The following is a 19,348-nucleotide window of genomic DNA, read 5'->3' on the forward strand; positions in this document are numbered from 1 at the left end:
TACGATGCAGTTTTGAGCAACAGTCCCATCCTCCTGAAGGGCTTGGTGACGCTTTCACCGGTCCAACTTTTCGAAGAGACGTTCCAAATAACCGCAAAAGTTTGTTAATTCTTCATGCGAAAAGTCGCCCAGCATCTCTTCCGTGAATTCGTTGCGCGGGCCCTCGATCGCGTTCATGAACTCCTTGCCTTTGTCGGTGAGGAGGACTTTGGTAACGCGGCGGTCAAACTGATCCGGATGGCGAGAGACGAAACCGTCGCGCTCCAAGCGGTCGACCATGCCGGTCATGTTGGCTTTGGTGACGAGCAGGTTTTTGCCCAACTCGGTCATCGTCATGCCTTGGCCGCTCTTGCACAAAACACTGAGCAGTGTCCATTGTTGCTGAGACAGCCCATAGGCGCCTGCCAACCGAGGCGAGTTTCCATGCTTGATGAGCAAATTGTTAATACGAATGAACATATTAATCAAGTTCGCTCGTAACTCCTCGTCACGATTCAAAATATTCATCTCTTAATCTACCCCAAACCTGTTTTTTTATTTATGTGACATACAATATAATACCACACTTCGCCAAACGGCACAGCGTATCTTCTCAGAAAAAGTGTAAAAAATAAGCGCACGGGAGGTGGTAAACATGTGGGAAATGATCACTGACATGATGCCTCGTCGCAAACGCGGTCTCAACACCGTCACGGCGATGGTGATCGGTGCTGGCGTCGGCATCGCCGCTTGGGAAATGATGCGCCGCAACAACGTGGCGGGCGACTCCACCGACGATATGTCGCGCATCGCGGACTCGATGATGGACGCGATCGACATGGACTAACCCGAGTCCTGAGCAAGACCAAACGAAAAACCCCTGTCCATGCGGACAGGGGTTTTCGTGTTAATTTGTGACTTCGACGAAGATGCTGCCGTTGTCGGAGCGCACCGTCAGCGGGTAGGTTCCCGCTCCCATCTGTTCGGTGATCAGAGCGCCGGACTTGGTCGCGCTGCCGGGGCTTTGCTTCGTCGGGCCTTTGATGACGCCCTTGTTCGTCTCGCCGAGGAATTTGAGCGAGGAGTCCTTGGGCAGGTTCAGACTGACCTTCGTGTTCGTCGTCGTAATCATCCACGGCCCGGTCACAAGACCTGCCGCGAAACGAAATTCACCGTCTGTGACGGTGGCGGTCACCGCCGCTTCCAGATCGGTCACCGTCAGCAAGCCGTTGCGGGAATGCAGGACGACGTCGCCGTCCACCGACGTGATCGTCATCTTGCCGTAGTTGGCGGTGAAATCCAATTTCCCGCTGACGTTTTGCACTTGCACGTCGCCGCCGTCCGAATTCACGACGAGATCTCCGAGCACGTCGTTGACCGCCGCACCGCCTCCCTGAGCCGTGACGTTGACGTTTCCGGTCACGCTTGCGGCACTCACCTTGCCGTTTTGCGAAACGGCTGTCAGCGCGCCCGTGAGCCTGTCCACGGAGACCGTGCCGTTTTTGGTGGCGAGGTTGGCGTTGCCGTTGTAGTTCCCCACTGTGATGTCGCCGCGCTGCGTGCGAATCGACAACTCCGTGCCCAGAGGCACTTCCACGCGCAAGTCGACTCGGCGCGTGTCTTTCGTTTCGTCGCCTGCGGGCTTGTCCGCGCGAACGGCGACCGTCATCGTCTCGCCGAAATCGACCACGGGAGCGAGCGACAGCGCTTGCGTCTGCAACATCGCGTCATCCGTTCCGGTGACATGCGCGGTGCCCGAGATGCGCATCACGCGCTCCTGCGTCCCGACGACTTCGACTTTGCCAAGCGGGTTTTGAATCGCAACAACGCGCGTGTCTTGGCGCAGCGTCGCCGCAAACTTCGGAAGCTCGATGTCTTTTTGCGTGACGGAAAAAAGCGAAGTCGGCGTCGGAGCGGGCGTCGGTTCCTCCTGCGCTCCAACGGCTTCCTTGGTCGCTCCAAGGTAGAAGTTGACGGAGAACACAGTGACGAGGAACAAAAGCCCAAGCGAACGCCCGTCGAGCTTCAACCGTTCCGGCAGGCGCTTGCGTCGAATCTTATACACACTGTACACCAGTTCTGCCAACAGACCTCCCGCGACGAACGGCCAATAGTTCAAACTGCCCAAAAACCAATGCCGGTCGGTCGAGAACAGGTCCAGGAAAAGCAAAAGACCAAGTGCGAGCAAGGTGCACGCACTGGTCAAAGTTCCAACTCTACGCATGATTGCGTTCTTCACTCTCTTCTCTGGGCACAAACGAAATGTCCTTGCCCTTTAAAATCCAGAACCCGATCGCCAGCAGCACAAGCGCTGAGAGGAGTTCTCGTATCGTTCCCCTCACAGTGTAATCCATCGGGACCATGTTAAGCAAGTTGCTGACGATTCCCATCATCGCCAAGATCGCGAGCAACCAGCCGAGGTGTCTGTAGGTGACGAAGCGCATCATCTGCGGGATGACCGGTTTGTCTTCGATCGTCGCGCCAAGGTTAATCAAGGAGCGGTACTTCAGAGCGTCAAACTGGCTGTAGAACCACAGGATCGGGAAGCCGAGTCCCAGCGGGAACGTCACGACGCTCGGAATGATCGCCACGAGGAAGATCAGGCCGAAAAACAGCACCATCAAGTTCAACCCGCGCTTCTCCATGCCGAGGTAGTAATGCCCGAGGCCCGGCAGGCAGGAGAACAGCACGGTCAGAAATCCGCTCTTGATCGGACGGTTCAGGTCTTGGTCTTTGTCGCGGACGGCTTGCACCGCTTGTTGGTGCGGCGGCACGGAGGCGCCTGCTTTGCCGGCGGCTTGCAGTTCCGGGCGCACTTGCGGGCGCTCCGGGACGGCTTGGGCTTTGAGCAATTGCTCGGCGACGCACGACTTGCACAGCGCGTCTTCTCCGACTTCGATGATGCACTCGGTGCAGATCAAGTGATGGCAGACGCGGCATTCGCGCGCAACCGAGTGCTCTGGATGATAGTGGCAATGCATGGATGGTTCCTCCTCACTTTGTCAACTTGGCGGTCCATTCGCTGAACCAGGCGTGGACATTCACGTACATCGCTTCCGTGCCGGACGACACGGTTTCGACTTTGTTTTGGATGGTGTGCACGACGGAGTGGTCGCCGGCTTTTGCCGATTGGTACGACCCGAGCATCATAAACCCGGTGACGACCGCTGCGGTGACAAAACGCGTGAAGGCGTCGAGTTTCGGAGAGAAGCGGCGGCGCTTCGGCAGGACCGCGACGTTGTCGGGCACGCTCTCAGGCGCAACGGACACTCCAACAGACTCCGTGGCCGAAAGTTCCCCCATCACCCGGTCGGCAAATCCGACCGGCGGAAGTTCCAGTTCAAACAGCTCTTCCTCGAATCCGAGAGCCGCGACTTCTGCCAGCTGCTCCGCACAGAACTCGCAGACCTCCAAGTGCGCGTCGGCGAAATCACGTTCACGATCGTCGAGATCGTCCTCCAGATACCTGCACAACAGGTTCCCGCTCAAGTGGTTCATCCGCTTCTCCTCCTCTCAAGGCCGTGCGCATCATCTGCTTGGCCCGGTACAACCGGGTTTCCACGGTGCGCGGCGAAATTTTCTGATCTTCGGCAATGTCTTGGTAACTCATGTTCTGGAAGTGGTACATGACCAGGATGCTGCGGTACTTCTCCGGCATCTCCTCGATCACGCGCCGGACTTCCGCTTGGGTCTCCCGCCGGATCAGCGCTTGATCCGGTCGTTCCACCCCCGTGTCGGGAATCCACGCGGCCTCTTCGACCTGCGCGGTTTTTTCCTGCCGCACGCCGTGCTTGCGCTTCCAGTCGATCGAGCGGTTCGTGGCGATCTTGCAGATCCACGTCTTGAAACTCGCTTCTTCCCGGAAATCGCCGAGCGTCCGATAGGCTTTGAGGAATACATCTTGCGCAATGTCTTGTGCTTCGGTGCGATCGCGTACCATGCGGAGAGCAATCGTATAGACCAAGGACTGATACCGCTCCACCAGCAAGCGATAGCAGGTTTCATCCCCCGCCAGAACTTCGCGAATCAATACCAAATCGCTTGCTTCCTGCATGCGGTACCCTCCCTCCTCTCGTGATTGCCTGCTCGCACCTATACTGACGCAAGAGAAGTCGCGAACCCTTCATTTTTTAGAAAAAAATCCGGGAGCCTGATCCGCCCCGGATTTTTCGTGTTTTAGCTCAGCGCCGCAAACACCAACACCAGCACCAAGATCGTCAGCGCCGTGCCGGCCACGTTCAACAACAGCCCGGTCAACGCCAAGCCGCTGCCCTTCATCTCCACGGAACGCTGCTTCACTTGGCGGATCGCCAACGCCCCGAGGACGATGCCGACCGGACCGGTCAAGAGACAGACGAAGTTCAAAAACGGAACGATCGCCGCCAAGAGGGTGCATCCGCCCAGCACCACCGACGTGATGGCGAGTCCGGAAGTCGGTTTTACGCGTCGTACTTCAGTCACTACTTCTGCCAAACAAGGACACCTCGTTTCGAATGCTACTATTCTAGCATAAAGTATACGAAAAAAACGCCGCGCTTCCAATTGGAAGACGCGGCGTTTTCTGTAAGAACCCGCAGAGATTAACGGGAGTAGAATTCGATGATGAGGTGCTCTTGGACCGTTTGCGGCATCTCTTCGCGGTGCGGGAGACGAGCGTAGGTTGCAGCCAGCTCGTTCTCGTTCCAGTCGAGGTACGCCGGACGCGCCGGAGCGTTTTCGAGAGCTTCCTTGACGACGGAAACGTCGCGGGATTTCTCACGCAGCGAGATCACGTTGCCCGGACGGACTTGGAAGGACGGGATGTCCACTTTCGAGCCGTTGACGAGCACGTGGCCGTGGTTGACCAGCTGACGAGCGCCTGCGAGGGTGCGCGCAAAGCCCGCTTGGTACACGAGGTAGTCGAGGCGGGAGTTCAAGATGCGCAGCAGGTTTTCGCCGGTGATGCCCTTTTGACGAGCTGCTTCTTCGTAGTACGAGCGGAATTGCTTTTCCAGCACGCCGTAGATGAACTTGAGTTTTTGTTTCTCTTGGAGCTGAACGCCGTATTCGGAAACTTTCTTGCGCTTGGTCGGGCCATGTTGACCCGGCGGGTACGGACGCTTGTGAACCGGGCATTTCGGGGAGCCGCAAAGAGCTTGACCCACTTGACGGCAAAGTTTGTGTTTCGGACCAGTGACACGTGCCATATCTGTTATCTTCTCCCTTGTTTCTTAAATGGTGTTGTTATCGTGTAAAGCCTCGGTTTGCTCCATCTGCTGGAGCAACCATGCGACAGAATCGGTGATCTGTGCACCCGCTGTCGTCAGTTTTGACAACTCCTCTTCCGTCTCTTCGACGACAGCCGCGAGGAGGTAGATGACGTCATTCGGGGTAAACGCGAGCACATCCGGCTCACAAGTCTCCGACAATATTACAGGATACACTTCCGAACCTATTTTGACAAGTACCTTGGTATGTACGTGACAGCCGTTGCCTTGCCAATTCGTCACCAAAACGTCGACTTCCGCAGGAAATTCCCACTCTGTCAAAACGTGTTCAATGCAGTCGAGGATCGGTTGCGGGTCTTTGTAATGTCCAATGGCCCAAGCTCGCTGCTTGACCAATCCTGCGATGCGGTTTACACGCATGGAGACCACCTCATCCGTCTGCTTTCGCCCACTGAGAATGATTATCAATTACATTTCGTGTCCTCATTGTACCGCACGCTGAGGAAGTTGTAAACGAACATTTTTCAGGATTGCCAGAGCTTGGGATTAATATCCCTCTGTTTGGCGGAGGTGGTTTTTTTTGTTTTTGGCGAGGTAGGCGGCTTCGATGTCGTCCGGGGTGAAGCCGAGCCTCCCGCCAAGCGCCAGCAGTTCGGAAAAAAGCATGGCGTACGTGTCCGGAGAGGGGGTGGCAAGCGCGACGCAATGGGTGAGCAGAGTTTGGAACTGCGCGGTCAACGCCGTGTTGCGATCTGCGTTGACGTCTGCATCTCCGTTCGCTGCAAAGCGTTGCGTTTGCGGGATCGCGACGTCGCGGTAGCCGAGGTCGAGTCCGAGCCCCAGCACGAAATGCAGCGCGTCGACGTACTCTTCCAAGACTTTGGGTTGCGGCGCCGAACCTTTCCGGCTCCAATACTTGAAGCATCGCGTCTCGTTGGCGAGTTCGCAGAGCTCGACTTGCAGGGCGAGGAGCTTCTTTGGAAACGTCTCCTCCCGCGTCAATCCGTGCTCTTCGAGAATCCGTTGGTCCAGCACCTGTTGAATCTCATACAAGCGTTTGAAGTTCATGATGTCTCTCCTCGAAACAAAAAAGTAAGGAAGCCGCCGCAAGGCGACGCTTCCTTACTTGGACATTTTAAAGAACGAGCCGGTCGCGCTCCCGATGATCTTGCCTTGGTCGTCATAAACGCTCGATTCGAGCACGGTGACGGTGCGGCCGTTTTTTTGGATGGAGGTCTTGCAGGTAAGGGTGCCGTTTTTGGCTTCCTTCAAGAAGCGGACATGCAGGTCGAGCGTGACGGTGCGCACGTCCGTCCCGTTGACGCGGAAGCACGTTCCGCCCATGCAGGTGTCGATGAACGTGCTGAGAATCCCGCCGTGCAACATCCCGTAGCGGTTGGAGATCTCCGGGCGCACTTCCATCGTGTAGACGTACGCGTCGTCCTCTTGTCCGACATAGCGGTACGACATCATCTCTTCCACATACGCCAAGGGCGAGGTGTTGGAGCGGATTTTCGCTTCGAGCAGACGCACCATGAACGCTTGGTCGTCCTCCGAGAGCGAATCAAACATGGAAAGCACATGATCGCGATTCGTCAACAGTAACGCCTCCTAACGAACCGATGCTTTCGCCCAGTCTTCCACGTTCCAGACTTGGGTAACCCAGTCCTTGTAGAATTCCGGTTCGTGGCAGACGAGCAGAACGGTGCCGCGGTAGTTTTGCAGAGTTTTCGCCAATTCTTCCTTGGCGGCGACGTCCAAGTGGTTCGTCGGTTCGTCAAACAGAATCCAGTTCGACGGCGTCAGCATCAGCTTGCACAGACGCACTTTCGCGTGCTCGCCGCCGGAGAGCGCCGTCAACTTGGACGTGATGTGCTCGTTGCCGAGGCCGCAGCGGGCGAGGTTGGCGCGCACGTCTTGGTTTTGCATGTGCGGGAAGGCGTTCCAGACGTCCTCCAGAGCGGTTACGCCCGGAGTGGCGTTGACTTCCTGCTCGAAGAAGATCGGAGTCAGGTAATCACCGCGCTCCACTTCACCGGAAAGCGCCGGAATCATGCCGAGGATCGTCTTCATCAGCGTGGACTTGCCCATGCCGTTCATCCCGGTGATCGCGATCTTCTCGCCGCGCTCCAGCTTGAACGTCAGCGGCGGGAGCAGCGGACGGTCGTAGCCGATCACGAGGTCCTTCGCTTCAAACACCAGCTTCGAGGACAGACGGGTCTCTTCGAAGCGGAACGACGGACGCGGGTACTCGACCGGTTTGTCGATGCGCTCGATCTTGTCGAGCATCTTCTGGCGGGATTTGGCGCGGCCCGACGTGGAAGCGCGGGCTTTGTTGCGCTGGATGAAGCTTTCCATGCGGCGGATTTCGTCTTGCTGGCGTTCGTAGGCGTCCTCTTGCTGGGCGCGTTTGGCCAGATAGACTTCGACGAACTTCTCGTAGTTGCCCGTGTAGCGGGAGAGCTTGCCGCCTTCGAGATGGAGGATGACGTTGACCACTTCGTCCATGAACTCCACGTCATGGGAGATCAAGATGAACGCGTACGGGTAGTTTTGCAGATACGTCGTCAGCCATTCGATGTGCTCGACGTCCAGATGGTTGGTCGGCTCGTCCAAGAGCAGAACGTTCGGCTGTTCGAGCAGCAGTTTCGCAAGCAGAGTTTTCGTGCGCTGACCGCCGGAGAGGTCGGCGACGTCGCGGTCGAGGCCGACGGCGTTCAAGCCGAGACCTTTGGCGACTTCCTCGACTTTCGCGTCGATCATGTAGAAACCGGAGTTGTCCAAGCGGTCTTGGATATCGCCCATGTCCGCCAAGAGCTTGTCGTAGTCGGCATCCGGTTCCGCCATTTGCATGCCGATGTCGCCGAGTTCCTTCTCCATGTCGAACAGCGGCTTAAACGCGTCTTTCAACACGTCGCGGATCGTCATGCCCGGTTGGAGCGACGCGTGCTGGTCGAGGTAGCCGACCGTCGCGCGCGACGACCACTCCAATTTGCCGTTATCAGCTTGGAGCTTGCCGGTCAAGATGTTCATCAGCGTGGATTTGCCGGCGCCGTTTGCGCCGACGAGACCGACGTGCTCGCCGTTGAGCAGTCGGAAGTTGACATTGGAAAACAGGTTGCGGGCACCAAAGCCGTGCCCGATATCGTTAACGTTTAAGATACTCATCTCGTCCGTGATCCTCCTACAAAAATCGACCTCACACTAGTTTAACAGAGAAACCCCGCGGGAGGGTAAAAAAGTCTCACCTTTTTTCTTGAAAAAATGTACCTGCGCGCGCTCGGCTTGCCAACTGATTTTTCGATATACTACTTGAGAGTACCTATGAAAAGGGATGAACCCTGCAATGAACTTCAACTTGAGCGGCAACACGATTCTCGTCACAGGCGGCGCGTCCGGGATCGGACTGGCGCTTGCGGAGCGTTTTTTGAAAGCGGGCAACACGGTGATCAACGTCTCCTCCGGGCTGGCGTTCACTCCGATGGCGTCGGCGCCGGTTTACAGCGCGACCAAAGCCGCTATCCACTCGTTCACGATGAGCCTGCGCTACCAAGCGCAAAAGCAAAACATCAACGTCATCGAAGTCGCCCCTCCGGCTGTCAACACCGACCTCGGCGGCGTCGGCCTGCACACGTTCGGGGAGCCGCTGGACGATTTTGCCGACGCGGTGTTTGCCGGGTTCGAGCGCAACCAATTGGAAATCGGCTATCGAATGTCGGAGCGGGCGCTCCGTCTGTCGCGCGATGAGATCGACGAAACGTTCCAAGCGCTGAACGACCGCATCTCCGGCGCAAACCACTAAAGCTCGACCCAAAAGCAATCCAAAAAAGGAAGCCTCCACGCCGGTGCTTCCTTCTCTTCATAGCAAACGAATAAGGAAGCCTCCCGACCGGAGGCTTCCTTTTTCAGCCCTGCGCTTCGATCTACGGCAGTTGCCCGCCGTTAACCAAAGACACAAACGAATTGTAGTCCGCCTGCACTTGCGCGGAGTAGTTCTCGGCAAGTTGCGAGACGGTGGTTTTGAATTGCGGCCAGAGCGCGATGGCGTTCAGCGCGCCGTCTTCGAAGTTGTAGGATACATACGCGGAGTTGTAATCCTTGTCTGCGCGCGCATGGGCGTACGCCAGCGCTTGCGCAGAAGCTTCCGCGAAGTTCTGGAGGTCGGATTTGCTCTTGAAGTCCGCCGGGTCGAGACCTTTTTTCCAAGGGGAGATGCGGTGCACGAAGTAAGAACGGGTCGAACTCTTCAGAGAGCCCACATGGTCGTCGACGTGGTTGAGCAACGCCAAGTTTGCCGTGGCGGTGCGGGTGCCGTGGGTGGCGAATTGAGACGTGTACAGACTTTGCGAGACGGTGTGCACGTGGAAGAGGCTCGGCAGGCGCTCTTCTTTGACTTCCAGAATCACATCGTCGCTTTGTGACGTGGTTGCGCCCTCGACGAGGACGTAGTATTTTTTGACCCCTTGCGAGCCGAGGCCGGAGTTGAGGCGGACGGCGAGGTCTTTGATGTTGAAGTACGACGAGCTTTGCGTCGACGCAAACGACGAGACGCTGGACAAGTAGCTCGACCAGTTCGATTTCACTTCGGTGCTGTCCGTCGAAGTCGGCACTCCGAGATCGGGGTTCGCGAAGTTGAATTTGCGAACGCCGCCCGCGGTGGTCGTCCACTTCGAGAGCAACGTCGAGACGCTGTATTTACTTTCCACATCCGCGATCTTGTTGTCCATGAAACCGGTCAGAGCGGATTTGTCGAGGTAGAGGTCTTTTTCAGTGGAGTTTCCGTTGACGGCGCTCAGTGTGGATTGGTAGGTGGCGAGGAAGTCGCCGACCACGTCGCGGATGTCGGAATCGCTGAGCGACGCGCCGAGCTCCGGCTTCATCAACCACAGCGACGTCGAATAGCGCAGCAAGTCCCAATAAAACGGCCCGATGTACGACTCGTCAAAATCGTTCAAGTCAAACACAACCTTGCCGTTGTCGTTGTCAAAAAAACCAACGTTTTGCGAATGGAAATCGCCGGACAGCCACGTTTGCACGTTCGACGTGGTCTTCCACTGCGCAGGAACCGGAATCACGCCGGTGTCGAGGTCCGCGTAGTAGAGGTGGTTCGTCGCGCGGTAAAACGCAAACGGCGAAACTTTCATGTCGGCGTACTTCTGTTGCTTCAGCGCCGTGTCGCTGTAGAACGAGTTGGCGTTTTGGATCTCCGTCTTCACATACTGGGTGCGCGTCGATGTGTTCGTGAACGCGTCGGCCGGCTTGGCTTGAGCAAGCGGAAGCGCGGCGGTGAGCAGCACCAGTGCGGCAAGGTGTTTTTTCTTCATGCAGAGAGCCCTCCCATGTGGAATCTACCTCCACGATACTAGATTCACAACACAAACAGGGAGTTTCCAATAAAACAACAAAATACATTAACACGACCTCCACAAAGAAGCGCGGACTCCCGAGGGAAATCCGCGCTTCTCACTACTCCGATGGAGGTTTTTTCTCGACCAACCGCAACGGAGGGTTCTCCTCCGGGCTGTCTTCGTCCTGCTCGACGAGAAACTTCAACATCGCCAGCTTGTTGTCCCAGAACTGCTCAAAGTAATTCAGCCAGTCCTTCAACTCGCGGAGGTTGTCCGGCTGCAGTTGATAGCGGGTCTCGCGCCCGACTTTGTGATGCGAGACGAGACCGGCGTCGGAGAGGATGTGCAGGTGTTTGTTGACGGCGGTGCGCGAGATCGAGAAATGTCCGGTCATCTGCGCCACCGACATCTCCTGCTTCCCCAGCAACTTCAACAGGGTGCGGCGCGTCGGATCGGCAATCGCTTGAAAGACATCGACCTTCGCGGCAGACGACATTTACGCCTCGACGATGTCGCGCAACTTGTTGGCGACGATGTTGTCCCAACCCATGTCCATATGCCCGCGAACGACCGTATGCGGTTGACCGTGTTCCGTGGACATGTTCTCATCCCAGCCGGAGTGAATCAAGTTGAACTCGGTCTTGTTGTCGCCGAGGTCCTTCAATTTGAAGGTCAAGTGCCAGTCCTTGCCCCAGTCAAACCCGAGCAGATGCGGCGCGTCCAATTCGGTGACTTTGCAAGGCGACTTGCCGAATTGACCGGCTTCGAACGTGAATTCATAGCCCATCTCCGCTTTCATGTCGTTTGGCATGAACCAAGACGTGATGCCTTCCGCGGTGGAGACAGCTTTCCATACTTTTTCAATCGGAGCGTTGAAGACGACAACTTTCGAAATATCTTCCATTGGTAGAGTACCTCCAGCAGCAATCTGCGTTGTTGTTTTGACACCCTGAGGTGTTATTTCGATTATATGAAACCCATAGGTGTCACGTCAAGAGGGAGTCGGCAATGGAATGTGAAAATACCACATCGCGAACACCGTGCACGCCACGCACACACACCACGCCAAGAGTACCCGGGTGGCGTGCAAACGAATCGTGAGCAGCATCATCAGCCAAATTCCCAGCGACCAGAGGTAATTCCAGCCGTTGTGGTACGTGATCAAGTTCAGTTTATAAAAAACCCATTCGGGCACACCGTTGAGCAAAAAGAACGCCAGCACATACATGGCCTGCCGAGTCCAACGGAACCCAAACGGATAGCGGGCGAGATACCAAAGCGTCATCGGGATCAAGTGCAGAAACTGAATCTGAAAATCGATGAACACGTGATAATGAAACAGCAGATTCTCAGGATAGCGCCACAATCCTTTGTCGAAAGTAAGCACCAATTCAATGAGGTCCCACATGCAAATAAAGAGAGCAGTCGGATAGTGCTCCCGCCATTTTTTCCGTTCGCCGAAGAACCAAAAGCCGCCGACCCACATGAGATTCACGACGATGACGAACCCTGCTTTCACCCACTCCGACATCTTGCTTCCCTCCCGTCTGACGGGAATAGTATGCGCAACCATCTCATAATCAAGCGTGCGCCGGGCACGATGTGTTGAAATCGTAACATCTGCCGCTCCAGTTGCGGAAGCAGGAAAAAACCAAGCAGCTTCGGGTTGCTTGGTTTTTTCTATTGTTATTTCGAAAGATAGGTATCTATCTCTACCAAAATCCCCCTCGAACTCATACGTTATAGCGAATCGATTCCTTACCAGAGGGGAGTATCGCCCGTGAGAACGATCGTGTTTATCGGTTCCAATAAATCCGGCTCCAGCTGAGAAGCGATTCGAGCGGCGGAGAAACTGGGTTTTCTGACAGTTTTGTTCACGGACAAGGAGCCGTTTCTCAACGAGCGTTCCAGTTTCCCGGATGTCCACCAAATGATCTTGTGCGACCTGTCCGACCTCCGCGTGCTGGAACAAAACATCAAACAATTGCAGAACAACGGACGGCAAATTGAACTGATTGTCTCCTTCCTCGAATCACATGTCCACACTGCCGCGCTCTTATCGGAGAAATTCTGCAGGTCGATCCTCTCCACAGAGGCCATCATGAAGATGGAAGACAAGATTCTCACTCGAAAAGCTCTGCAACACACTTCCTACTGCCCCTACTTCACCACGTGGGAGCCCCAAGAATCGCTGTCCGCCTGTCTCCAACGCACAGCGAGCCGCCTGCCGCTCGTCGTCAAATCCCCCACCTCCACCGGCTCCAAAGACGTGCTGAAAGCGGAAACCCAAGCGCAATGGGAATCCGCCCTGACCAAGATGCGCACGAAGTTCCCCGACCAAAAACTGCTGATCGAAGAATACCTGGACGGCCCGCAATTTCTCGTCGAAGCGGTCGTCGTCGAAGGCGAGACACACATGGTTGCGGTGATCGAGCAGGACATTCGGTTGTTCTCTCGATTTATCGTCATGGGCTACGATGTACTGACCTATGCGGACATGGACCGGGAGTTTCGCGAGGAAATCAAGATTGCGGTCGACGAGATCGTGGAAGGTTTCGAGATGCGAAACGGAGCATTGCATCTCGAAATGCGCTATGTGAAGGGCGCGTGGAAGTTGATCGAGGCGAATCCGCGCATTTCCGGCGGTGCGATGAACCGGATGATCGAAGTGGCGAAAGGCATCAATTTGCTGGAGGAAACCTTAAAGTTTCTTTTGGGAGAAGAGCCGAATTTGACCATTCGGCAGGAGCGAAACACCTACACGCAATATGTGACGGTGAACCAGACCGGCATCTTGGAATCGGTGTCCGGACGCAATCGGGCGGCGCGGATGGAGGGAGTGGCCGAAGTGTTTCTCAAACCTCGCCGCGGGCAAAAAGTGCGCTATCCGGAGTCGATGGGGCATCGGTACGCGTATGTGATCGCCACCGGAGATTCCCGTGCACAAGCCCGGGAGAACGCACGACGGGCGGCACGGGAAATTCAGTTCCACACCCGTTAGTTTTTTTCAAAGGAGAGCGAAGATCGTGTGTTTGATCGGTTATTTGCACACTCGGAAAGACCCTCGCAAGATCGGCAAACTGTACGCGTTCGCCGCGACAGCTTTCGCGGAAGGCGAGACCCTGTTTTACTTCACGTCGGGGCGCGTGAACCTGGAGACGCGCACGATTCAAGGGCTCGTCTTGGAAAACGGTGACTGGGTGGAGCGGGAATTCCCATTCCCCCATGTCATCTACAATGACAGCAGCCCCGGCTCCGAAACCGGAGAAGAGATCATCGACGAGTTGCGGGAAATCATCCCGTTTACCAGCCACTCGGTCGGGGACAAGATGACGGTGTATGAGAAATTGATGGACGGCAAGACGTTCGCGTACTACCAGATTCCCTCTCGCGAAGTACAACATCCGGAGGAGGTGCTAGACTTCATGCGAGATCACCGCGAGGTGATCTTCAAGCCTGTGTGGGGGCATAAGGGGCTCGGGGTGGTGCGGCTGACTTCCTTAAACGGCGGTGAGCGCTACCAAGTGACCGAGCAGGAAGAGACAACGGTGGTCGAAGAAGCAAGCCTGCGCGAACTTTTGGCGGAACGGTTGCAGGAAGTCTTGCATCTGGTGCAACCGTTTATCCTCTCACGGACGAAATCGGGACAAGCGTTTGACTTCCGCATTCACGTTCAGAAAAACGGCGAAGGCCGCTGGGTGAACACGGCGACATACCCGCGCATCGCACCGCCGGGAAGCGTCGTGGCGAACTTGAGCAGCGGCGGGTATACGGCGATGCTGGAGTCGTTTCTGGAACAGGAATTCGGAGCGCAGGCGTTTGATATGCGACGGACATTGGAAGTGTTCGGGACACAGTTGGCGGCGCACATGGACGAGGTGTACCGCGAGGAGTTTGACGAGCTCGGCATCGACATCGGGCTTGATCAAAACGGGAAGATCTGGCTGTATGAAATAAACTGGCGACCCGGCGTGCCGCCGACGTTTTATCTGGAGTTGGACGTGGCGAGAAATACGATTCAGTATGCCGCTTATCTGGCGAAGAAGCATGCCAAACTGGTTCGATAGCCAAAAAGCAAGCATCCCGAGCGAGTTCCGGGAGCTTGCTTTCTTTTATATCGGAAAGGGTTCTCTGTAAGCTGAGGGTTTGTTACAGTTCGATGTTCTTGATCACGCGTGCCGGATTCCCGCCGACGACGACGTTGTCCGGCACGTCCTTGATGACGACAGAGCCGGACGCGACGACGACGTTGTTCCCGATCGTGACGCCGGGGTTGATGACCGATCTCCCGCCGATCCACACGTTGTCGCCGATGGTGACCGGTTTGCCGAATTCAAGCCCGGAATTGCGCTCCACCGGATGGAGCGGGTGTGTCGCCGTGTAGATGTGCACGCCCGGCGCGAGGAAGCAGTTTTTGCCGAACCGAATCTCGCAGACGTCGAGAAACACGCAATCGAAGTTCGCATAGAAATTATCGCCCACATGCAAGTTGTACCCGTAATCGCAACGCAGAGCGGGCTCGATGAAAATCGTCCCTTCGACGGTGCCGAACAGTTCCTTGAGCAACTCTGTTCTCCGTTCGATCTCCGTCTCTTCCGTCTGGTTGTACAGCCTCGTCAGCCTGCGCGCGTTCAGGCGTTCCTTGATCAACTGCGGGTCCGCCGCATAGTACAGTTCGCCAGCGATCATTTTTTCTTTCTCTGTTTTCATACTGATCTTGTCTCCTCCAAATCAATCCAGAATCGCTTGTTCACGTTGCCGTCTTCTTCGATGAAATCGACGTCTTGCACACCGCCGTTGTTTCGTATCGTGCGCTCCGAAGCAAGATTATCCGCATTGCAAACGACGAGTGCCTTGGGGATTCCCAACTCGCGGGCTTTCTCCAGAGACAGTGCCAACAGCCGGGTCGCATAGCCTTTGCGTCTTTCGGACGGGCGGATTCCATAGCCGATGTGCCCGCCGCAGTTGAACAAAAACTCTGTCAGCGAATGCCGGATGTTCACCGCACCGACGACGCGACGGTCTTCTGTGACCAGCCAATACGTCGAACCGGGAACCCAACCTTCCGGAAGATTGTCCGTTTTTTCGTCATCCTGCAACGCTTGCAACATCTTTGGAAAATCGGCAGGGTCCCTTCGGATGACCCACGGGATCATGTCTTCCCCGCTCGCCACCCATTCTTGATAAAACTCCACATACGCCTCCTGCAAGTCCGCAGTCGGCCTGACCAGTGACACGTTCATTTCCGTCCAGACTCCTTTCCCTTGCTGCTTACACGCTCACCGAATACAAGCGAACCCTCTCATCTCCGCCCGGGTACGGGATCAGCTGCTCAAACTGCAACCCCAGTTTCTCCAGCAGTTTGCCCGACGCTTCGTTCTCTTCGGACGTAAACGCCGCAATCCGGGTGAAGCCCAACACGGATTTGCCGTATTCCATCACGGCAGAAGCCGCTTCGTACGCATAGCCCTTGCCCCAGTAGCGCGGCAGAAACGCGAAGCCGACATCCGGATCTTCCAAAAAATCCCGCTTGGCAAAGCCGCAGATGCCAATCGGGATTCCGCCGTCCTTCAACTCGGTCAAGTAGAAGCCGTAGCCCCATTTGGCGTACTGCTCGATCGCCCCGCTTGCAATTCGATTGCGCGCTTCCTCCACGGTTCTCACGCCGAAATCGCTGATGTTTTGAATCCAAGACGGGTCGTTCCAGAGTTCCAACATGAACGCCGCATCTTCAACCGTTTGGCGGCGCAGGATGAGTCGTTCGGTTTCAAGTATTTTCATCTGTCATGGCTCCTTTGACTTTCACTTGTCCTCGGTCTTGCATAGAATATGTAAGAAATGAGGTGAGTCCGCCGTGAATGACACGTACCGATATGCGGTCGGGTTTCTTATTTTGCTTCAGGCTGCCGTATTTTTAAATCTTGGACAACCCAGAAACACCGTGACGCGATTTGCCTCCACTTTTTTTACGTTATTCATCGTGATCTTCCTCTTGAATCAGGGGAGGTTGGGCGGTTTCTACCTCTTGCTTGCCTTGCTTGCACCCGAGTTATCGAACCCCGCTGTGGTCGGACCCCTGTACATGCTTGTCTTTTTTATTTTACGGGATGGGAGGCAGTGATCCAATCCTGTTTTGAGCAAATTCGGACTGTCACCCTCGAAGGGTCGTGGGCGTATGGTGTGGATGTGAGTGTTTCCCGCTCAACACCCAAGAAAAGAGGGAGATTGCCGTGGCAGATAGACCGAAGATCAAGAAAGTGAAAATGGAACTCGTGCTCGACCGGGAGCAGCGCGAATGCCTGATCCAGATGCTCAAAGGCGACTGCGAGTGTGTCAGCCTCGACAACGTCTGTTTTGAATACTTCGAAGTCGAAGATATCAAAACCGACTGCTGCACATTCGAAGGCTTCGAATGCAAGGACGGCAAGATCAAGTGCCTGAAGATGTCAGCCTGTGAACCGAAGTGTTGTTGACAATCATCATCGTGGAAAGATTGTTATAATAAGGAATGGAATACAGAAATCTCATGCGACTGGAGCTTGATCACAGTGAAAATCACAACGTTTTTCATGTTTGAAGGCAATGCGGAAGAAGCCATCAACTTCTACACTTCGATCTTCGACAACTCCGAAATCCTGAAGATGACCCGCTATGGTCCGAATGAGGCGGGCCCGGAAGGCACTGTGAAACATGCTGCCTTCACGCTAAACGGACAGGAATTTATGTGCATCGACAGCCACGTGAAGCATGGATTTACATTCACCCCTTCCATGTCCTTGTATGTCACCTGTGACACAGAAGAGCAGTTGGATCGAGCCTTTGCGAAGCTGTCGGAAAGCGGCTCCATCCTGATGCCGCTCGCTTCTTATCCTTTCAGTAAAAAGTTCGGCTGGGTCTCCGATCAATTCGGCATCTCCTGGCAATTGACTCTTGAATAGACGTCGAAAACAAACCAGGGCAAGCATCCGTATGAAGTCTCGATGCTTGCCCTTTCCATTTACAAACTCGTTTCTAAAGCGATTACCAACCGCAAACAACCGAGCACAAGATCGTGCACAATACGCCCGTGTAGTAGGGGTCGTATTGGTCTTGGATAGGTGACGCTGCTCTTTCGGGTTTCTTCACAACCACGTCGAGATCAAACATATTTTCCATGTAAACACCCTCCTCAAGTACGATTTGTAGCTGAGTTCGGATTATCAGGGAGTCTCCCAATCGAACCAGCCTTATCTATACCATAACATAATTGAAATATAAAATTCAACAAAACTTACTGAATTACTTATGTGTGTAATGATTTAAACGCCAACTGTCTGTTCATCTCCTTGGCGCGACATCAAAAAAGCAAGCATCTGCAGTGTTCTGCTTCATGCTTGCTTTGGCCGCAATTTTCATATGGAATTCTGCTTATCGAAGGACGTCTTCTGTCGTCTTGATCTGCAATTTCTCTCCATTGGCGATGGCGTCCTTGCCGGGGTCCTTGACGTACGCCTTGCCCGCTTGGATGACGAGAGCGGAGGTGCCTTTGGGCAGAGTGAGGCCGAATGGTTTTTTGGCTCCGTTGCTCCATTGAGGAGGGCGTCGCGAGCCAGGTCGGACGCGGCGGCGACGGCGAGCTTCACGTCTTGCTTCTCCAGCAAGTCCTCAATGACCGCCGCATGCGTCCACGCCAGCAGCACGTTCAAGTTCTTCATCTTGCCGTACAGCTCGTTGTACTTCGCCGGGTTCATCTGCAATACCTTATATTTCCCATAGCAGATCTTGCGAATCTCCTCGGCCATGCCGGGGATTTTTTTTCGGTGATCTTCTTGGAATCGTCCACGCCGAGCGCCTGCAACAACGGCACCGCTTCCGGGTCGACGATGACACCCGCCGTCACGAGCGGGCAAAAAAATCCCCCTTGGCGGATTGATACAAATAGTACCGAAGAGGATAGAAGAGAAAAATTAGTGGTACACGATGCACCCCTTTTGTTTGAGGGTTTGTAGAATCTGAGTCTCTTTCAGGTTGCGATTCCAACGTAGGTCGAGTTTTTCAAGGTCGCGCAAATTCATGAGTGAACTTGGAAGCGTTTGCAATTCATTTCCTCGCAAGTCAAGCTCGATGAGATTTTGTAATTCACCGATCTCATCGGGCAGTTCGTTTATTTTGTTATTTCTAAGGTTTAGGCTTCTTAGTTTTTTTAAAGCACCTATGGACTTTGGTAATGTTCGTAACTCGTTGTTGCTTACATCGAGTATACGAAGCTCGTCCAGCCCCCCTATACTTGCTGGCAAGCGAAGCAACTTATTCCCATACGCATGTATTTCTCGTAACCCGCGTATGTTTGTGATTGATTCTGGGAGTTCTTCAAGATCATTGTTGTACATTCGCAATTCGATTAGGCTCGCCATTCTCCCTATGTTTTCGGGAAGTCTTTTTAAGTTGTTATCGGTTACATTCAAGTATTTCAGATCTATAAGGTCTGCGATTTGAATCGGGAGTTCTTCAAGCTGATTATTACTTAGATAGAGAAAGGAGTCCAACCCCGATAACATACCTATTTCCGCAGGCAACTTTCTCAACTTGTTATGACCCAGATCGAGCATCCTCAAATGGATTAAGTTTTTGATTAACTCCGATATCTCTTCGATTTCGTTTCCCGCATAATTGAGCACCTCCAGTTCTGGATGGCGGTAGACAACTTCGGGAATCTCTTTGATTTTGTTGTCGTAAAAGCTCAATTCAATAAGCGGGGTATTGCCTGAAAAGATTTCGAGTGGTGTCTTGGTGAGCCCTTTACTGTTAAAATTAAACCTCATCTCTCTCGCTCCT

General features: G+C 54.6%; 26 protein-coding genes. 6 read left to right on the top strand and 20 right to left on the bottom strand.

The window, feature by feature from the left end; all coding sequences use genetic code 11:
- Positions 1-54: 54 nt before the first annotated feature.
- Positions 55-507 (bottom strand): MarR family winged helix-turn-helix transcriptional regulator, encoded by a 453-nt coding sequence (locus EL26_RS24365; protein ID WP_081856938.1) that lies wholly within the window; start codon positions 505-507, stop codon positions 55-57.
- A gap of 127 nt (positions 508-634) precedes the next feature.
- Between EL26_RS24365 and EL26_RS03010 the strand changes: the two genes are divergently transcribed.
- Positions 635-826: a hypothetical protein gene (locus tag EL26_RS03010; protein WP_038084394.1), complete on the top strand. Its 192-nt coding sequence runs from the start codon at positions 635-637 to the stop codon at positions 824-826.
- A gap of 60 nt (positions 827-886) precedes the next feature.
- On the opposite strand, the gene EL26_RS03015 is transcribed toward EL26_RS03010, so the two are convergent.
- The 10 genes from EL26_RS03015 to EL26_RS03060 all read right to left on the bottom strand — a co-directional run bounded on the left by EL26_RS03015 (position 887) and on the right by EL26_RS03060 (position 8,354).
- A complete protein-coding gene (locus EL26_RS03015) occupies positions 887-2,203 on the bottom strand; it encodes a DUF4097 family beta strand repeat-containing protein (protein WP_081856939.1) in 1,317 nt (438 codons plus the stop codon).
- Positions 2,196-2,960 (bottom strand): hypothetical protein, encoded by a 765-nt coding sequence (locus EL26_RS03020; protein ID WP_038084398.1) that lies wholly within the window; start codon positions 2,958-2,960, stop codon positions 2,196-2,198. Before EL26_RS03020 ends, EL26_RS03015 begins: the two co-directional genes overlap by 8 nt.
- A gap of 13 nt (positions 2,961-2,973) precedes the next feature.
- A complete protein-coding gene (locus EL26_RS03025) occupies positions 2,974-3,477 on the bottom strand; it encodes a hypothetical protein (protein WP_038084400.1) in 504 nt (167 codons plus the stop codon).
- A complete protein-coding gene (locus tag EL26_RS03030; RefSeq protein ID WP_052035927.1) occupies positions 3,416-4,033 on the bottom strand; it encodes an RNA polymerase sigma factor in 618 nt (205 codons plus the stop codon). The genes EL26_RS03025 and EL26_RS03030 overlap by 62 nt, the downstream gene beginning before the upstream one ends.
- Positions 4,034-4,155: 122 nt before the next feature.
- Positions 4,156-4,452, bottom strand: a complete 297-nt coding sequence (locus EL26_RS25295; protein ID WP_038084402.1) for a DUF4190 domain-containing protein — start codon at positions 4,450-4,452, stop codon at positions 4,156-4,158.
- Between the two features lie 107 nt (positions 4,453-4,559).
- Positions 4,560-5,165, bottom strand: a complete 606-nt coding sequence (gene rpsD, locus EL26_RS03040; RefSeq protein WP_038084404.1) for a 30S ribosomal protein S4 — start codon at positions 5,163-5,165, stop codon at positions 4,560-4,562.
- Positions 5,166-5,189: 24 nt separating this feature from the next.
- On the bottom strand, positions 5,190-5,606 hold the full coding sequence (locus EL26_RS03045; RefSeq protein WP_152559158.1) for a hypothetical protein: 417 nt from the start codon (positions 5,604-5,606) through the stop codon (positions 5,190-5,192).
- A 126-nt stretch (positions 5,607-5,732) separates the two neighbouring features.
- Complete coding sequence (locus EL26_RS03050; RefSeq protein WP_038084407.1) at positions 5,733-6,254, bottom strand: dUTP diphosphatase; 522 nt, start codon at positions 6,252-6,254, stop codon at positions 5,733-5,735.
- 54 nt (positions 6,255-6,308) lie between these two features.
- The gene (locus tag EL26_RS23355; RefSeq protein ID WP_052035928.1) at positions 6,309-6,785 is read right to left on the bottom strand and encodes a PaaI family thioesterase; all 477 of its coding nucleotides are present in this window, start codon (positions 6,783-6,785) and stop codon (positions 6,309-6,311) included.
- A 12-nt stretch (positions 6,786-6,797) separates the two neighbouring features.
- Positions 6,798-8,354 carry an ABC-F family ATP-binding cassette domain-containing protein gene (locus EL26_RS03060; protein WP_038084408.1) on the bottom strand — a complete coding sequence of 519 codons (1,557 nt, stop codon included), beginning with the start codon at positions 8,352-8,354 and terminating at the stop codon, positions 6,798-6,800.
- A 178-nt stretch (positions 8,355-8,532) separates the two neighbouring features.
- Here EL26_RS03060 and EL26_RS03065 point away from each other — a divergent pair, with 178 nt between their 5' ends.
- Positions 8,533-8,988: an SDR family NAD(P)-dependent oxidoreductase gene (locus tag EL26_RS03065; protein WP_038084409.1), complete on the top strand. Its 456-nt coding sequence runs from the start codon at positions 8,533-8,535 to the stop codon at positions 8,986-8,988.
- Positions 8,989-9,109: 121 nt separating this feature from the next.
- Here the strand turns inward: EL26_RS03065 and EL26_RS03070 are convergent, their stop codons facing one another.
- The 4 genes from EL26_RS03070 to EL26_RS03085 all read right to left on the bottom strand — a co-directional run bounded on the left by EL26_RS03070 (position 9,110) and on the right by EL26_RS03085 (position 12,065).
- Positions 9,110-10,510 (bottom strand): DUF2252 family protein, encoded by a 1,401-nt coding sequence (locus EL26_RS03070; RefSeq protein WP_038084411.1) that lies wholly within the window; start codon positions 10,508-10,510, stop codon positions 9,110-9,112.
- Between the two features lie 142 nt (positions 10,511-10,652).
- Positions 10,653-11,030 carry an ArsR/SmtB family transcription factor gene (locus EL26_RS03075; RefSeq protein WP_038084413.1) on the bottom strand — a complete coding sequence of 126 codons (378 nt, stop codon included), beginning with the start codon at positions 11,028-11,030 and terminating at the stop codon, positions 10,653-10,655.
- Positions 11,031-11,438: an SRPBCC family protein gene (locus EL26_RS03080; protein WP_038084414.1), complete on the bottom strand. Its 408-nt coding sequence runs from the start codon at positions 11,436-11,438 to the stop codon at positions 11,031-11,033. It abuts the gene before it with no gap.
- A gap of 87 nt (positions 11,439-11,525) precedes the next feature.
- On the bottom strand, positions 11,526-12,065 hold the full coding sequence (locus EL26_RS03085; RefSeq protein WP_038084416.1) for a CBO0543 family protein: 540 nt from the start codon (positions 12,063-12,065) through the stop codon (positions 11,526-11,528).
- A 339-nt stretch (positions 12,066-12,404) separates the two neighbouring features.
- Here EL26_RS03085 and EL26_RS03090 point away from each other — a divergent pair, with 339 nt between their 5' ends.
- A complete protein-coding gene (locus EL26_RS03090; RefSeq protein WP_052035929.1) occupies positions 12,405-13,535 on the top strand; it encodes an ATP-grasp domain-containing protein in 1,131 nt (376 codons plus the stop codon).
- 25 nt (positions 13,536-13,560) lie between these two features.
- On the top strand, positions 13,561-14,601 hold the full coding sequence (locus EL26_RS03095; protein ID WP_038084417.1) for a YheC/YheD family endospore coat-associated protein: 1,041 nt from the start codon (positions 13,561-13,563) through the stop codon (positions 14,599-14,601).
- A gap of 82 nt (positions 14,602-14,683) precedes the next feature.
- Here EL26_RS03095 and EL26_RS03100 read toward each other — a convergent pair whose 3' ends face one another.
- Genes EL26_RS03100 through EL26_RS03110 form a run of 3 tightly spaced genes read right to left on the bottom strand, consistent with a single transcriptional unit; the run spans position 14,684 to position 16,315 of the window.
- A complete protein-coding gene (locus EL26_RS03100) occupies positions 14,684-15,244 on the bottom strand; it encodes a maltose acetyltransferase domain-containing protein (RefSeq protein WP_038084419.1) in 561 nt (186 codons plus the stop codon).
- Positions 15,241-15,777 carry a GNAT family N-acetyltransferase gene (locus EL26_RS03105; protein ID WP_038084423.1) on the bottom strand — a complete coding sequence of 179 codons (537 nt, stop codon included), beginning with the start codon at positions 15,775-15,777 and terminating at the stop codon, positions 15,241-15,243. The genes EL26_RS03100 and EL26_RS03105 overlap by 4 nt, the downstream gene beginning before the upstream one ends.
- Positions 15,778-15,805: 28 nt before the next feature.
- Entirely contained in the window at positions 15,806-16,315 is a 510-nt protein-coding gene (locus EL26_RS03110; protein ID WP_038084425.1) for a GNAT family N-acetyltransferase, read from the bottom strand.
- Positions 16,316-16,764: 449 nt separating this feature from the next.
- On the opposite strand from EL26_RS03110, the gene EL26_RS03120 reads away from it, so the two are divergent.
- Together EL26_RS03120 and EL26_RS03125 are read left to right on the top strand one after the other, a co-directional pair.
- Complete coding sequence (locus EL26_RS03120; RefSeq protein ID WP_038084429.1) at positions 16,765-17,007, top strand: hypothetical protein; 243 nt, start codon at positions 16,765-16,767, stop codon at positions 17,005-17,007.
- A 66-nt stretch (positions 17,008-17,073) separates the two neighbouring features.
- The gene (locus EL26_RS03125; protein ID WP_038084430.1) at positions 17,074-17,472 is read left to right on the top strand and encodes a VOC family protein; all 399 of its coding nucleotides are present in this window, start codon (positions 17,074-17,076) and stop codon (positions 17,470-17,472) included.
- Between the two features lie 788 nt (positions 17,473-18,260).
- Here EL26_RS03125 and EL26_RS26635 read toward each other — a convergent pair.
- Both EL26_RS26635 and EL26_RS03135 read right to left on the bottom strand, forming a co-directional pair.
- Positions 18,261-18,413, bottom strand: coding sequence for a hypothetical protein (locus tag EL26_RS26635; RefSeq protein ID WP_161780650.1), 153 nt, complete (start codon positions 18,411-18,413; stop codon positions 18,261-18,263).
- A gap of 67 nt (positions 18,414-18,480) precedes the next feature.
- Complete coding sequence (locus EL26_RS03135) at positions 18,481-19,335, bottom strand: leucine-rich repeat domain-containing protein (protein ID WP_038084434.1); 855 nt, start codon at positions 19,333-19,335, stop codon at positions 18,481-18,483.
- Positions 19,336-19,348: the final 13 nt, after the last annotated feature.

Source organism: Tumebacillus flagellatus (assembly GCF_000714935.1).
GTDB classification, from domain to species: Bacteria; Bacillota; Bacilli; order Tumebacillales; family Tumebacillaceae; genus Tumebacillus; species Tumebacillus flagellatus.

Coding starts and splice junctions, on each gene's coding strand:
- EL26_RS24365 (WP_081856938.1), bottom strand. CDS start 507: ATGAATATTTTGAATCGTGACGAGGAGTTACGAGCGAACTTGATTAAT.
- EL26_RS03010 (WP_038084394.1), top strand. CDS start 635: ATGTGGGAAATGATCACTGACATGATGCCTCGTCGCAAACGCGGTCTC.
- EL26_RS03015 (WP_081856939.1), bottom strand. CDS start 2,203: ATGCGTAGAGTTGGAACTTTGACCAGTGCGTGCACCTTGCTCGCACTT.
- EL26_RS03020 (WP_038084398.1), bottom strand. CDS start 2,960: ATGCATTGCCACTATCATCCAGAGCACTCGGTTGCGCGCGAATGCCGC.
- EL26_RS03025 (WP_038084400.1), bottom strand. CDS start 3,477: ATGAACCACTTGAGCGGGAACCTGTTGTGCAGGTATCTGGAGGACGAT.
- EL26_RS03030 (WP_052035927.1), bottom strand. CDS start 4,033: ATGCAGGAAGCAAGCGATTTGGTATTGATTCGCGAAGTTCTGGCGGGG.
- rpsD (WP_038084404.1), bottom strand. CDS start 5,165: ATGGCACGTGTCACTGGTCCGAAACACAAACTTTGCCGTCAAGTGGGT.
- EL26_RS03045 (WP_152559158.1), bottom strand. CDS start 5,606: ATGCGTGTAAACCGCATCGCAGGATTGGTCAAGCAGCGAGCTTGGGCC.
- EL26_RS03050 (WP_038084407.1), bottom strand. CDS start 6,254: ATGAACTTCAAACGCTTGTATGAGATTCAACAGGTGCTGGACCAACGG.
- EL26_RS03060 (WP_038084408.1), bottom strand. CDS start 8,354: ATGAGTATCTTAAACGTTAACGATATCGGGCACGGCTTTGGTGCCCGC.
- EL26_RS03065 (WP_038084409.1), top strand. CDS start 8,533: ATGAACTTCAACTTGAGCGGCAACACGATTCTCGTCACAGGCGGCGCG.
- EL26_RS03070 (WP_038084411.1), bottom strand. CDS start 10,510: ATGAAGAAAAAACACCTTGCCGCACTGGTGCTGCTCACCGCCGCGCTT.
- EL26_RS03075 (WP_038084413.1), bottom strand. CDS start 11,030: ATGTCGTCTGCCGCGAAGGTCGATGTCTTTCAAGCGATTGCCGATCCG.
- EL26_RS03080 (WP_038084414.1), bottom strand. CDS start 11,438: ATGGAAGATATTTCGAAAGTTGTCGTCTTCAACGCTCCGATTGAAAAA.
- EL26_RS03085 (WP_038084416.1), bottom strand. CDS start 12,065: ATGTCGGAGTGGGTGAAAGCAGGGTTCGTCATCGTCGTGAATCTCATG.
- EL26_RS03100 (WP_038084419.1), bottom strand. CDS start 15,244: ATGAAAACAGAGAAAGAAAAAATGATCGCTGGCGAACTGTACTATGCG.
- EL26_RS03105 (WP_038084423.1), bottom strand. CDS start 15,777: ATGAACGTGTCACTGGTCAGGCCGACTGCGGACTTGCAGGAGGCGTAT.
- EL26_RS03110 (WP_038084425.1), bottom strand. CDS start 16,315: ATGAAAATACTTGAAACCGAACGACTCATCCTGCGCCGCCAAACGGTT.
- EL26_RS03135 (WP_038084434.1), bottom strand. CDS start 19,335: ATGAGGTTTAATTTTAACAGTAAAGGGCTCACCAAGACACCACTCGAA.